General features: G+C 36.3%; 12 protein-coding genes, 1 pseudogene and 1 riboswitch. Of the genes and pseudogenes, 5 read left to right on the top strand and 8 right to left on the bottom strand.

Annotated features, from left to right (window positions below; translation table 11 throughout):
* The first annotated feature begins 211 nt into the window (after window positions 1-211).
* From KPL75_RS18010 to KPL75_RS17995, 4 genes are all read left to right on the top strand, one after another.
* Window positions 212-1513: an NCS2 family permease gene (locus KPL75_RS18010; RefSeq protein ID WP_002150469.1), complete on the top strand. Its 1302-nt coding sequence runs from the start codon at window positions 212-214 to the stop codon at window positions 1511-1513.
* Between the two features lie 91 nt (window positions 1514-1604).
* Window positions 1605-1710, top strand: a riboswitch (SAM riboswitch).
* An 88-nt stretch (window positions 1711-1798) separates the two neighbouring features.
* Entirely contained in the window at window positions 1799-2911 is a 1113-nt protein-coding gene (locus KPL75_RS18005) for a sugar ABC transporter substrate-binding protein (RefSeq protein WP_219917207.1), read from the top strand.
* Window positions 2908-4395, top strand: coding sequence for a sugar ABC transporter ATP-binding protein (locus KPL75_RS18000; protein WP_002150473.1), 1488 nt, complete (start codon window positions 2908-2910; stop codon window positions 4393-4395). The genes KPL75_RS18005 and KPL75_RS18000 overlap by 4 nt, the downstream gene beginning before the upstream one ends.
* Window positions 4379-5374, top strand: a complete 996-nt coding sequence (locus tag KPL75_RS17995) for an ABC transporter permease (RefSeq protein WP_002150474.1) — start codon at window positions 4379-4381, stop codon at window positions 5372-5374. The genes KPL75_RS18000 and KPL75_RS17995 overlap by 17 nt, the downstream gene beginning before the upstream one ends.
* A 179-nt stretch (window positions 5375-5553) precedes the next feature.
* Here the strand turns inward: KPL75_RS17995 and KPL75_RS17990 are convergent.
* The 4 genes and pseudogenes from KPL75_RS17990 to KPL75_RS17975 all read right to left on the bottom strand — a co-directional run bounded on the left by KPL75_RS17990 (window position 5554) and on the right by KPL75_RS17975 (window position 7639).
* Window positions 5554-5828 (bottom strand): annotated as a pseudogene (locus tag KPL75_RS17990) (sugar ABC transporter ATPase).
* A gap of 48 nt (window positions 5829-5876) precedes the next feature.
* Window positions 5877-6080, bottom strand: coding sequence for a hypothetical protein (locus KPL75_RS17985; protein ID WP_002150476.1), 204 nt, complete (start codon window positions 6078-6080; stop codon window positions 5877-5879).
* Window positions 6081-6192: 112 nt separating this feature from the next.
* Entirely contained in the window at window positions 6193-7047 is an 855-nt protein-coding gene (locus KPL75_RS17980; RefSeq protein ID WP_219917206.1) for a patatin-like phospholipase family protein, read from the bottom strand.
* Between the two features lie 130 nt (window positions 7048-7177).
* Window positions 7178-7639, bottom strand: a complete 462-nt coding sequence (locus tag KPL75_RS17975; protein WP_219917205.1) for a MarR family transcriptional regulator — start codon at window positions 7637-7639, stop codon at window positions 7178-7180.
* A gap of 140 nt (window positions 7640-7779) precedes the next feature.
* On the opposite strand from KPL75_RS17975, the gene KPL75_RS17970 reads away from it, so the two are divergent.
* Window positions 7780-8961, top strand: coding sequence for an MFS transporter (locus tag KPL75_RS17970; protein WP_219917204.1), 1182 nt, complete (start codon window positions 7780-7782; stop codon window positions 8959-8961).
* Between the two features lie 26 nt (window positions 8962-8987).
* Here KPL75_RS17970 and kdpDN read toward each other — a convergent pair whose 3' ends face one another.
* Genes kdpDN through kdpA form a run of 4 tightly spaced genes read right to left on the bottom strand, consistent with a single transcriptional unit; the run spans window position 8988 to window position 14569 of the window.
* Window positions 8988-10142 (bottom strand): KdpD-like non-kinase potassium sensor, encoded by a 1155-nt coding sequence (gene kdpDN, locus KPL75_RS17965; RefSeq protein ID WP_219917203.1) that lies wholly within the window; start codon window positions 10140-10142, stop codon window positions 8988-8990.
* Between the two features lie 56 nt (window positions 10143-10198).
* The gene (kdpC, locus tag KPL75_RS17960; protein WP_219917202.1) at window positions 10199-10780 is read right to left on the bottom strand and encodes a K(+)-transporting ATPase subunit C; all 582 of its coding nucleotides are present in this window, start codon (window positions 10778-10780) and stop codon (window positions 10199-10201) included.
* Window positions 10781-10797: 17 nt separating this feature from the next.
* The gene (gene kdpB, locus KPL75_RS17955; RefSeq protein ID WP_219917201.1) at window positions 10798-12888 is read right to left on the bottom strand and encodes a potassium-transporting ATPase subunit KdpB; all 2091 of its coding nucleotides are present in this window, start codon (window positions 12886-12888) and stop codon (window positions 10798-10800) included.
* 13 nt (window positions 12889-12901) lie between these two features.
* A complete protein-coding gene (kdpA, locus tag KPL75_RS17950) occupies window positions 12902-14569 on the bottom strand; it encodes a potassium-transporting ATPase subunit KdpA (RefSeq protein WP_219917200.1) in 1668 nt (555 codons plus the stop codon).
* Window position 14570: the final 1 nt, after the last annotated feature.

Raw genomic sequence — 14570 nt, 5'->3', positions numbered from 1 at the left:
TCCTTTCCCCTTATAATGTGCACAATATTAAAAACTACTTACACATTAAAAAACCGCAATTCACGCTCATTTTTACGTTTAATATTCGAATTTAAGACATAAAATATGAATTGTTCTAAAGTTTTTATGCAAAACTATTGCAAAATAGTTAAAAAACGAATATTATATATAACTGTTGTGAAAATTATTCGTAAAAAGAAAGGATGTTTATATGTTTAACCTTTCAAAACATAAAACTTCTATTAAAACTGAAATTATGGCAGGTATTATTACCTTTTTAACAATGGCATATATCATTGTCGTAAACCCTGTCATCCTTGGGGATGCAGGTGTTCCGTTTGAACAAGCATTTACAGCGACAATCATTGCAGCTGTTGTCGGAACATTATTTATGGCGATCTTTACTAATCTACCAATCGCAATTGCACCAGGTATGGGATTAAATGCTTACTTCTCTTACTCTGTTGTAAAAGCTCATGAAGGCATGACTTTCGCGATTGCATTCTCTGCTGTATTCGTAGCAGGTATGATTTTAATTTTGTTATCATTCACATCTTTCCGTACGAAATTAATGGAAGTAATTCCTGAAAACTTAAAACATGCACTTACTGCTGGTATTGGTCTTTTTATTGCTTTTATCGGTTTGCGCTTAACAGGAATTGTTACAAAAAATGATGCAAACTTAGTTGGGCTTGGCGATCTTCACTCTGCTCCAGTTCTACTAGCATTAGCTGGCCTCGGAATTACAATTATCCTTATGTCTTTAAATGTAAACGGGGCATTATTTATCGGAATGTTATTAACTGGTATTATTGCTTACTTCACAGGTCAATTAACATTCTCAAATGGCGTTACGTCAATGCCTGGATTACCAGAAGGAATTATCGTTTCAAATCCAATTACTGCTGTTTCTGATGTAATTAATTACGGATTATACGGTGTTGTGTTCTCATTCTTCCTCGTTACACTATTTGATACAACAGGAACATTACTTGGTGTAGCACAACAAGGCGGATTTATGAAAGACGGAAAACTTCCAAAAGCAGGACGAGCTCTTCTATCTGACTCATTCTCAGCAACAATTGGAGCTATGTTCGGAACAACACCATCAACAGCTTACATTGAATCATCTGCAGGTGTTGCAGCTGGTGGTCGTACTGGTTTAACAACTGTGACAGTAGCTGTTCTATTTGCATTAGCAGCATTCTTCGGACCTTTAGTGAGCGCTGTTTCTGGCGTTTCAGCTATTACAGCACCATCATTAATTATCGTTGGTAGTCTTATGATGGGCTCAGTTCGCCACATCGATTGGGATACATTCGATGAAGCATTCCCAGCATTTTTAGTAATCTTAAGCATGCCACTTACATCAAGTATCTCAACAGGTATCGCACTTGGATTTATTTCATACCCACTTATGAAAGTGGCAAAAGGACAATTCCGTGCTGTTCACCCACTTGTGTATTTATTCGGAATCTTGTTCGCTTATCAATTAGTTTTCTTACCACATTAAAATCCCTCTTTATGAGGGGTTTTTTATTTTCAAAAAACATTTGACAACCGTACAGAATCATGGAATAATTCGAAATAGTTAAATATTCGATGTCTTATCAAGAGCAGGTGGAGGGATGAGCCCTACGAAGCCCGGCAACCGACCCATTTATGGGCACGGTGCTAATTCTTACAACACGTTGTGTTGAAAGATAAGAGTAATATGATAAGACGTCTTTTCTATTTGAAAAGGCGTTTTTTATTTTCACTCCCTCCCCTCTCTTCTTAGTTTAGGAGGGATTTTTTTATGAAAAAATTATGTTCCATCGTACTTATTTTTCTCTTACTTACATTAACATCTTGTACAAATGAACAAGATGCTATCTCTTCACAAAAGCAACAAACTGTGAAAAAAGTAACTACAACAGTAGAAAATCACTTACAAACAGAAGTTCCAACCCAAGTAAAGAAGCCATTAAAAATCGCATTAATTATGCAAATGTCTATCGGAACTTTTTCCTCTCAATATATTGAGGGCGTCAAAAAACAAGTCGAGCTATTTGGCGGCAGTGTACAAGTCTACAATTCTGATAACGATTTAGCAAAAATGGCTGCAAATTTAGATACTGCTATTAATTCAAAAGTGGATGGCATTTTAATTGATCATGGCCGATCTGAAGCGCTAAAACCTGGAGTCGAAAAAGCGTTACAGGCGAACATTCCCGTAGTCGCATTTGATAACGATCTACGCTTACCAGGTGTAACGATTATTGATCAAGATGACTATAGCCTTTCATGGAAATCATTAAAAACGTTAGCGGAAGATTTGAATGGACAAGGAAATATCGCAGTTGTATGGGTTGGTGGATTTGCTCCAATGGAACGTCGCAACGTTATCATTGATGCTTTTTATAAACGTTATCCAAATATAAAAGAAGTTGCGCGATTCGGTACTGCTAGCAATAACACACCGCTTGATACACAAACACAAGTAGAAGCTTTACTAAAAAAATATCCGAAAAAAGGAGAGTTACAAGCTATTTTCGCTTCATGGGATGAGTTTGCTAAAGGAGCTGTTAAAGCACTTGAACAAGCTGGTCGTACAGATATAAAAGTATACAGCATTGATTTAAGTAATGAAGATTTACAACTTATGCAAAAAGAAAACTCACCTTGGTCTGCTACGGCTGCAACTGATCCAGCGGAAGTAGGTAAAGTTCAAGTACGATTCTTATACAAAAAAATTGCCGGTGAACAAACACCAGATATTTATTCACTAGAACCTTATTTAGTAAAGAAAAATAGTTTACCAAAAGAAAATATAACAATGGATCAATTATCAAAACATATAAACAGTTGGGGAGACTCGAAAGATGTGTATTCTCCTTGGATGAAAAAATTAGAGAAGGAGAAAAAATGATGACATTCTCTCTTCAAAACATTACACATTCTTATCATGTCGCTACACCTGTTCTAGAAGATGTTTCTATCCATATTCAAAAAGGAAAAGTTCATGCCCTACTAGGAATGAACGGTGCTGGGAAAAGTACTCTACTGAAAATAGCAACTGGTGAATTTCAACCAGTTGCTGGCGATATAAAAATTGATAATCAATCTGTTTCCTTTACTTCACCACGCGATGCAAAAAAGCACGGTATTTCTTTTGTAACACAAGAAGTAGATCACGGACTTATTCCGGGATTATCTGTATTAGAAAATGTACTTATCGATCATTTAGCAATGCAAAATAAAGTACTATTTTCAAAGTCAAAATTAGTCTCACTCGCTAAACAACATTTGCAAACTGTACAGGCTGATTTAAATGTTTCTGAAGATGTTTCCAACTGCTCATTACATGAAAAACAATTACTTCTTATCGCAAGAGCTTTATCCAACAATACAAATTATCTTTTATTAGATGAGCCTACTTCTTCTCTTGGACCTAAAGAAGTTGAAAGTTTCGGGAAACTATTAAAAGATTTAACATCAAAAGGAATTGGCATCATCTTAATTTCTCATCGTTTATCAGAGATTCGAAATTTCGCGGATGATGTAACGGTATTACATAACGGTAAAGTTGCACTTTCTGAAGCTATTACACAGGTTACAGATCAACAAATTGTGGAAGCGATGACTGGAAAACAACTTACACTTCCTATTAATACAGCACCAAAACGAGGGAACGAAGAATTATTTAAAGTACAAGAACTTCCCTTACACAAAGACCATCCTCCCCTTTCTCTCACCATATGGAAAGGTGAAACTGTTGTGATATACGGATTAATTGGCAGTGGCAAAACAACAATTGCTGAAACTTTATTTGGTGCACGTCACACTTATCATGCAAAAATAGACGGCCAAAATATTACGATTAAAACACCGCGAGATGCGATTAAAGCGAAAATCGCACTTGTACCAGAAGAAAGAAGAAAACAAGGCGTATTTCTTTCGGAAGATATTATAGGTCACACAAATTTACACCAATCAGGTTGGAGACGAAAACAAACCGAATTAAATAATGCTACTACGGCAATTTCTTCTTTCAGCATTTCACCCGATGACCCAAAAGCCTTTATTCATTCACTTAGCGGTGGAAACCAGCAAAAAGTCTCCATTGCAAAGTGGGATGGATTCAAACCGAATCTATTTCTTTTAGACGAGCCAACTAAAGGGGTGGACATAGCTGCAAAACAAGACATTTTTCAATTCATTCGCAACATTACAGAAAACGGAAGTTCCGTAATTTATTTCACAGGAGAACAAGATGAAGCGCTGCATATCGCCGATCGCATTCTTATACTGACAAACGGTGAATTTGTAGGTGAATACTTGCCAAACGATCTATCTCCTGAGCATCTTTTACATTTATCTGAAGGGAGCTATTCCATTGAATCTCGTTCATAAAACGAAAACTAAGAAACTATATTTACCTACTCATCTTTTTTATCAATTTAGTACGATTGCTATCATTATAGGTGTTACAATTTTCTTCTCTATCGTCAACGATTCTTTTTTAACATACAACAATATTAGTGATATTTTACGTTCCATTTCTATCGTAACGTTACTTGCAATTGGTGTTACCTTTACATTAATTGTAGATGGATTTGATTTATCAGTCGGCTCTACCGCTAGTTTAGCAACAATTGCAGCTGCTTCCTGTCTCGTTTTATATCGACAAGAGCTATTAGTCACACTCCTTATTCCTATTCTTTGCGGGCTATTAGTTGGATTATTAAATGCCTTACTCGTTATCCGAATTAAACTACCAGATTTACTAGCTACATTAAGTATCATGTATATCGTTAATGGACTACACTTAACATTTTCAAAAGGATCTTCTATTTATGAAGGAATGTCTGGTGCCAAAGGACATTTTATTCCATCCTTTTTATTTATCGGTCAAGGTTCCTTGTTAGGAATTCCAGTCCCTGTCATTATCATGCTTATCGTCGTTTTGATTGCATATGTATTTTTAGAAAAAACAACGTACGGTCGTTTCTTTTATATGACAGGTGGGAATCGAGAAGCTGCTAGACTAGCTGGTATTCCTACTGATCGTTACCGTGTATATGCTTATATGATTAGCGGTTTACTTGCCTCTATTGGCGGTATTATTCTATGTAGCCGCGTTGGAACAGGACAAGTTTCAGCTGGCGTCCCATTATTAATGGATGCAGTTGCAGCTGCCTATATCGGTTACGCAATGTTCGGTGCTAAGAAACCAAATGTCATCGGAACATTTCTTGGTTCCGTATTAATTGGGATCATATTAAATGGCCTCACAATGATGAACGTTCCTTATTATGCACAAGATATCATTAAAGGCAGTATTTTAATTGCAGCTTTAGCCTTTTCATTTATTAAAAAGAAGCGTAAATAAAGTGAAACTTTAATCAGTGGGGGGTTTTCTTCACCCCCACTGATTATTAGTTGAACCAATCGGGCTTTTACGGGCAGTTGATCCCCCACCTAACTTCTTTGCTTTCGCCGAATTTTGAGGTGAGGGTCTTACTGCCCGTTAATGCGGGATAAAAAAGTAGAGCATCGAATCCCGATGTTCTACTTTCCTTTTGCAACAATCACACGAACTACTTTCAACGCAAGGAGCAGAAGACCGTTCGCTATTGCTGTATAACACCTAAGAAGATTGCTATCATAAGCTCTCCCATTCCGTTATTACATACAAACGTAATAGAAGAAATGAAAGCCAAAATAAACAATATGAACGCTGGTATATATTTAATAAACGGCTTCTCATATGATCTTTTAGAAAGAAAAAACGTCATTAACAATGTCATAATAAAAACAAAATATACTGCAAATAAAAAAAGCATATGAAAGCCTCCTCTACGACCAAACTACTTAAAAGAGGCTAGAAACCTTTAATATTTCTCATTTACCTGCAATTCTTTACTATACTTTTGAATGAAAACTGTTGAAATAACCATCACCATTCCTACACTGAACCCAATAAGCTGATCCAGTAGCATTTCATTATGAATAAGCCAGCGAAGTAAAAATACGCCGCCAAAAATAAGCATTGCAGTAAATCCAGTATGTCTAAGTCCTTTATATACATTTTTCATATGTATCATTCCTTCACACACTTTTATCCATATTATACCATATTTTCGTTGTATATTTCCATCAAGCAATACAAAAAAAACTGCGGAGAACTCCTTCTCCACAGCCTAATTATTATTTTTGCAAAAATGCCTGTAAATCTGCAAACTGTCTCTTCGCATCTTCATAGCCTTGCTCATATAGATTTTGTAATTTAGCCGTATCCTTTTCCATACGATCTACTTGAAGCTGCACTTCTGGGCGAATAACAAATAAATTACCAGCTTGTTCTTCTTTTTCAATGTAGTGAAGTGTTTCATTATACACTTCATAACGAGCTAGCATCGTGTTAACAAGGTTCGGATATTTTTTATAAGCTTTCGTTGCAACCCAGCCAAATTTTGATTTTTTCTTTGCGTAACCATGATTTCTCGTCAAAATAACGACTGATTTTTTAAATCCATCCTCCTGTGCTTTACGAACTGGAATCGGATCAGAAATCCCGCCATCTAACAATTGCTTACCACGGTAATTTACTACTGGTGCAATGAAAGGTAACGAACTAGATGCTTGTAATAAATTTAGTGCATCATCATTCGTTCCCTCTTTTTCAAAATAAACAGACTGTCCTGTTTCACAATCAGTTGTTCCTACAAGGAAACGCTCTGGACTATTAAAGTATGTTTCAAAATCAAATGGGACATGTTTTTCTGGAATTTCATGAAAAATGAAATCCATATCGAATAATTGACGTTTTTTCCATAAGTTTTTATACGATAAATATTGTGGATGCGATGCATAATCAATATTTACTGTTTTATTTCTATTTCTTTGTCTGGAAAGATACGACGCTGCATGACAAGCACCAGCTGATACACCGATTACATATGGAAAATATAAATCTTGTTCCATAAAGTATTCTAGTATCCCTCCCGTATATACACCACGCATACCGCCGCCTTCTAATACTAACCCCGTATTTTCAAGCATGTTATTCTCTCCTCTTTATATATATTGACTCTTTAATTATTCACTATGTTAAGTATCTTGTTCTATTATATATGAGTTCTTTCAGAAATTATATTCAAAAGGCTTGAGAAAAAGGTATTTTTTCTTCCAATTATATTTCCAAATGACCCGTGACATCCTTTATAAACCTTTGAATACAATCTTGCTCTTCTTTCGTATACCCATCTAAAAGTAACAGCCACTTTTCTTCAGCTTGTTTATGCAATTTTTCATGAGCCTTATATATTTCAGCTCCTCTTTCTGTTAGACGGAAGAAAATTTCCTTTTGATTATCTAACATTTTCATCTTCTCAACAAATTGTTTTTGGAACAACTTTGTACAAATTTTAGAGATTGCTCCCTTCGTCATCCCCATCTCTGCCGTAATTGCAGTTACATTCATCACTCCTGTCTTTCCGATGCACTCGATAACATGTAACTCAGATAAAGACAAACCACTTACACCTGTCTCAAGAAGAAACTTCTCATTATTTTCTTTCAAATGCTCTTCTTTTTTATGCAAAAGTGTACGAATATCCGAAAGTATTTCCATTTGTTTCGTTGTACGTTCCAATCCGTTCGCCTCCTAAGTTTCCAAAGAAACAATTTAACTATATACCATTTTAAAATCATTTTTCCATCTTTACAAGTGAGAAAATCATGTTAAAATAAATTTAGTTTCCAAGGAAACTAAATAACAAGGGGGTTAACATTATGGAAAAAACCAAACTGAATTTCATTTTATATATTATCTGTATGAGCGCCTTACTCGGTTCCTTCGCTCAAAATATTTACACACCTATCTTACCGATGATTCAAAACTCGTTTCATACTTCTCTTTACCTTGTAAATTTAACCGTTTCACTTTTCACATTCGTTCTTGCAATTATGCAGCTCATATATGGACCTTTAATTGATACAAAGGGAAGAAAATCTGTCCTTATCCCTAGTTTAATTATTAGTACGATCGGCTCAATTGGTTGTGCTTTCTCACCAAACATTTACTTATTTCTATTTTTTAGAGCTGTTCAAGCTTTAGGAATAGCAGCTATACCTGTAGTTGCAGCAACTATTATCGGTGATTTATTTGAAGGAAAAGAACGCGGAGAAGCGATGAGCCTTTATCAAATGTTACTTGCTCTCGCACCTGCGATCGGTCCTCTCATAGGTGGTTATCTCGGCAATATAAATGGTCATTTATCTGTATTTCTCTTTTTATCTACAATTGGCATTATCGTATTAATTATAAACATTTCACTACTCCCAGAAACAAAACCAAATGTAATTGAGCAACCTAAAACAAAAAAGAATTACTGGCTTATCTTAAAAAATAAAACTGGATTTTCTATTACCCTTATTGGCTTTATTCAATTTTGTATATATTTTTGTTTCCTCGTTTTTTTGCCTAGCATATTAACAAATATATTTCATCTACACGCAAGTGAAATTGGTCTTATGTTTATACCAATGTCCCTTTCCATTATGTTAGGAAGTTATTGCTACAAGTTTTTGCAAACAAAGCTCCCAACAAAGCAGGCTTTACTAATTACTAGTCTCTTCAATATTATATGCATCACTTTATTCTCTTTCACATATAGCATCAATATCCCATTCATAATTATCGTTACCTCTCTATACGGTTTTAGCATGGGACTTTCTATGCCAACTCACACTACTTTATTAACGGAAGAATTCATACAAGAACGCGCAACTGCTATCGGTATGTACAACTTCATTCGCTATCTTGGCATGGGTACAGGACCAATTGTAGGTGGGTTTCTTTTATTTCATCAAAATTACTTTTGGATTTTCTTCATAGGAGCAATTACGTTTCTACTCGTAATCTTATATGCAATGAAAATGCTACATTTTCACACTGTACAAAAAGCAAACTAGAGACTTCCCGAAAGGAGGTCTCTAGTTTAAGTTCGTTGATCCGCAACAATATGAATATCAATATACTTCGTTTGTCTCATAATTTCATTTACAATAGAACCTTTTCGTATTTCCTCCCACCGTGTTCTCGCCGATTGCCCGAGTAAAACTTGTGTTACTTGTAGTCTCTGGGCAACTTCAATAATAACATCAGCCGGTTTTCTTCCTTTCGCTTCTTCTAATACAAAACTCGCATCAAATTGATTTGTTAGCGACTTCCACTCTTCAATTGTTTGCTTTTTCCCTGCTGAAAGAGAATCTATATTTTCCCTCTCAACGTTTAAGACATACAATTCAGCGTTTAACCGGTCAGCCATACGCCAACCTCTTCGTATTAACTTCTCTGCTGTTGAACTGTATTGTACACAAACGAGAATTTTTTCTTTCACCCCAATTGGTTCTGTAACTGTTTGACTAATTTTCTCATCCATATCATCTGCCACTTCACGAAGCGATAACTCTCTGAGTGCCCCTAAATTATTGAGTGTGAAGAAATTTTGTAAGCTTTGCTCTATTTTTTCTTCCTTATATATCTTTCCATCTATTAATCTCTTCCGGAGTACCTCAGGTGTTGCATCAACGAGTTGAATTTCATTTGCTTTTTGCAAAATAAAATCCGGAATTCGTTCTCGTACTTTTACATTCGTAATTTGAGCTACAATGTCATGAACACTTTCTAAATGTTGAATATTAAACGCAGATAATACAGATATACCTGCATCTAACAATTCTTGCACATCCATGTAACGCTTCTTATTTTTAGATCCAGGAATATTACTATGTGCAAGTTCATCCACTACAACTACTTGCGGTGCACGCTTTATAATTCCTTCCACATCAAGCTCATAAAATCCCTTTCCTTTATAATCTATTTCTTTTAAAGGGACTTTTTCTAAATCAGCAATCGCTTCTTCTGTCTCTTCCCTCCCATGTGTTTCAATTAAACCAATTACAATATCAATGCCATCTTTTTTCATCTCTCTTGCATCAAAGAGCATTTTATAACTTTTCCCTACTCCTGGTGCAGCCCCTACGTATAGCTTTAACTTCCCACGATTTTGTTGACGAATGTATTCTAAATACTCTTCTGGTGTCCGCCTTTGAAACGTCGGTTTATAGTCATCCGCATACAAAACACTCACAACCTTTCTTTCGAAACAACACTACCTCAATCCGTTAGATTGAGGTAGCACTGTTACTATTTCATTAATTTCTGTAATTCTAAATTTAGCTTTAAGACGTTCACGCGATTTTCTCCAAACAAGCCGAGCGCAGCACCTTCCGTTTGATCCTTAATCAATTGATCTAGCTTTTCTTTCGGAATATTCGTTAATTTCGAGATGCGATTTACCTGCACAGAAGCCGCTTTTGGACTAATGTCAGGATCAAGCCCTGAACCCGAATTCGTCACTAAATCTATCGGTACTTCTGTAACTGGAACGGCCCGGTTTTGTTGCTTCCAGTCTTCAATACTTTTCTCAACTCGTTTTGCTAAATCTGGATCAGATGGTGCATAGTTATTTGAACCAGATGCTTCTGCTTTATATTCTATACTAGAGACACGTCCATGAAAATAACGTGGATCTGTGAAATTTTGACCGATTAATTTTGAACCAACTACTTCATCCTTATCATTATATATAAGACTTCCATCCGCATTATCCTTCATTACCGCTTGCGCAATACCAGTTACAATAAGCGGGTATACAAGGCCGCACAAGACTAAGAACGTAAAAGTAATACGAATAATTGGTGAAAGTATACTTTGTTTTTTCGCCATCTTTTTTCCCCTCTTCCTTATATGAACAAGCCGACAATCATATCAATTACTTTAATTCCAATGAACGGAACGATAACTCCGCCAAGCCCATAAATGAGTAAGTTTCGGCTAAGTAGTGCATTCGAACTCATCGGTTTATATGCGATACCTTTCATCGCTAGCGGAATAAGTAACGGAATAATAACCGCATTAAATATTAATGCTGATAAGATTGCTGAAAGCGGTGATGTTAATTTCATAATGTTTAATGCTTCCATTTGCGGAATCGCAAGTGTAAACATTGCTGGAATGATTGCAAAATATTTTGCAATATCGTTCGCAATACTAAACGTCGTTAACGCACCACGTGTCATTAACAATTGCTTACCGATTCCTACAACCTCAATAATTTTCGTTGGATTCGAATCTAAATCAATCATATTTGCTGCTTCTTTCGCAGCTGTCGTACCACTATTCATCGCTAATCCAACGTCAGCTTGCGCTAATGCCGGAGCATCATTTGTACCATCACCTGTCATCGCTACAAGTTTCCCTTTATCTTGCTCTGCTTTAATAACCGCAATTTTATCCTCCGGTTTACACTCGGCAACGAATTCATCTACCCCTGCTTCTTTTGCAATTGTTGCTGCTGTTAACGGATTATCACCAGTACACATAACCGTTTTAATCCCCATTTGGCGCAATTGTTCAAAACGTTCACGCATACCAGGTTTTACTGTATCCTTTAAATAAATCAAACCGTAAATACGATCATCTACTGCAACTACAAGCGGTGTCCCGCCCTCTTTTGAAATTAAATCTGCTTTTTGATTCACATCTTTCGGAATTGTTCCGCCTTGCGATTGAACCCATTCAATAACTGCACTAACAGCACCTTTTCTCACTTTCGTTCCGTCCTGTAAATCAACACCACTCATTCTCGTTTCTGCTTTAAATGGAACAAATTCACCTTGTTCTGCAATTTCTCTATTATATGATATAGATTTCGTTTGTACATATTCTATAACTGATCGACCTTCTGGTGTTTCATCTAAAACTGAGCTAATCGCAGCCCATTTTCCTACTTGCTCAATTGTTTCATTTCCTACAGGAAGCAGTGTATGTGCCATCCGGTTCCCAAAAGTAATCGTACCCGTTTTATCTAAAATAATTGTGTTGATATCGCCCGCAGCTTCTACTGCTTTCCCTGACATTGCTAGCACATTAAACTTTGTCACGCGGTCCATCCCGGCAATACCAATCGCTGATAATAACCCACCAATTGTCGTTGGAATTAAACAAACTAACAACGCTACAAGTACAGCTGTATCAATTTGAAACCCTAAATAATTTGTAAAAATCGGCAACGTCACAACAACTATTAAGAAAATAAGAGTTAAACTCGTTAATACTGTATTTAAAGCAATCTCATTCGGCGTTTTTTGACGCGCAGCTCCTTCTACTAAAGAAATCATTTTATCAATAAATGATTCACCTGGGTTACTCGTAATCACAATTGTAATCTCATCACTTACGACCATCGTACCGCCTGTTACGGAACAAAAATCGCCACCTGCTTCTTTTATAACAGGAGCAGATTCTCCTGTTATTGCAGATTCATCTACAGACGCTAATCCTTTAATTACTTCACCATCATTTGGAATCATTTCTCCTTGTTTTACAATAACAACGTCTCCTTTTCTCAGATCAGTTGCTGAAACTTGAACAATGTCTCCATTTTCTTTTACAACATTTGCAAATACATCTTTTTTCGATTGTTTTAAAGAATCGGCTTGCGCTTTACCACGACCTTCAGCTAACGCTTCTGCAAAGTTAGCAAATAAAACTGTAAATAATAGAATGAGAGAAACTGTTATATTAAACCATCCTGGTACGCTACTCGAACTACTTGGAAGAAAGGATAAAAGTAACGTTATGATAAATCCAATTTCCACAATGAACATAATAGGATTTTTTATCATTACTTTCGGATTCAATTTCGCAAAGGATTGCTTTATCGCATGCGTAACAATATCACGATCCAACGTTTTCGCTTGTCTAACCTCATCTTCTACAGCATGTATTTGTGACTGATTTACTTGTTTTTCTTTTACTACTACCGGTCTCATCATTTACCCTCCATTACTTCAATGTAAGAAATTCTGCAATTGGACCTAATACTAACATCGGGAAGAATGTTAACGCACCAACAATTACAATCGTTCCGATGAAGATGCCACCAAATAAACTATTATCCGTACGGAATGTTCCGACTGTTTCTGGTACGACCGTTTTCTCCTTCAGTGAAGCAGAAACAGCTAGCATCGTAATTAAGCTGAAATAACGTCCTAAAAACATAACTAAACCAGTCGTAATATTCCAAAACGGCGTATTATCCCCTAAACCTTCAAATCCAGACCCGTTATTCGCAGCTGACGATGTGTATTCATATACAACTTGCGTTAAACCGTGGAAACCTGAATGAGAAATGGCATCTGTTCCTAAACTTGTTGAAAGAGCTAATGCTGAAAATCCTAAAATAAGCAACGGATGGAATAATATCGTTACCGCAATTAATTTCATTTCCTTACCTTCAATCTTTTTACCTAAAAACTCTGGCGTCCGTCCGACCATTAATCCTGATATAAAGACTGCAATAATTGCATACATGATAATATTGATAAAGCCTGCTCCAACGCCGCCATATACTGTATTCAACATCATATTTACGAGTGGAACTAAACCGCCAATTGGTGTTAACGTATCATGCATCGTATCAACCGCTCCTGTTTCAGCAGCTGTCGTTACTGTCGCGTAAAGTGAAGAAAATACGGTTCCGAATCGTACTTCTTTTCCTTCTGTGCTTCCTTGCACATGCTGGATACCCGTTTGGTTCAATACTGGATTTCCATGTAATTCGGATGTCGTAATCGTTATAAATCCTAGTAAAAAGACCATGAACAGTGATACAAAAAGGATACGGCCTTGCTTTTTATTTCCTACCATTCTTCCGTACGTAAATGGAAGTGCTGTTGGTAATAACATCATAAGCATCATTTGCAAAATATTACTAATTTGTCCTGGGTTTTCAAATGGATGTGCTGAGTTTGCTCCGAAGAAACCACCACCATTATTCCCAAGTTCCTTAATTGAAACGAATGATGCAACTGGTCCACGCAATATACTTTGCTTTGCACCTTCAATCGTATGTGCTGTAACTGCCCCGTCTAACGTTTGTGGTACACCAAGTGCGACAAAGACTAATGCTGCAATAAATGCGATAGGAAGAAACACTCTCGTTAACGCTCTCGTAAAATCAACGAAAAAGTTACCAAGTTCTTTTCCAGCAAGCCCTCTTATAAATGCCATAACAATCGCTAAAGTCGTTGCTGGTGCTGCAAACATTAAAAACGTAATGGCGATTAATTGTGATAAATAAGATAAACCATTTTCACCGCTATAATGCTGCAAATTTGTATCAGCCATAAAACTAATTGCTGTATTAAAAGCGAGCGTAGGCTCCATCCCTGCAATATGCGCTGGATTTAGCGGCAGCACACCTTGTAATCTGAAAATGAAATAAACAACGACAATCATAAACCCGTTTAACAATACTAATGATAATGCGTATTGCTTCCACGTTTGATTGTATGCTTTTACACCCGTAATTTTAAAAATAAGTTTTTCAAAAGGCCCGAATACTTTATCTAGCTTCTTGCTACCTTGAAAAGCTTTCTCTAAATAAATCCCCATTGGCTTTGCTACTAGAATAAACAAGAGCATTGTAATAACGACTGCAACCCAAATCATA

This window comes from Bacillus sp. NP247, assembly GCF_018966865.1.
Taxonomy (GTDB): domain Bacteria; phylum Bacillota; class Bacilli; order Bacillales; family Bacillaceae_G; genus Bacillus_A.
Note: the sequence above shows the minus strand (reverse complement) of the source record. Positions and strands in the feature narration are given on the sequence as shown.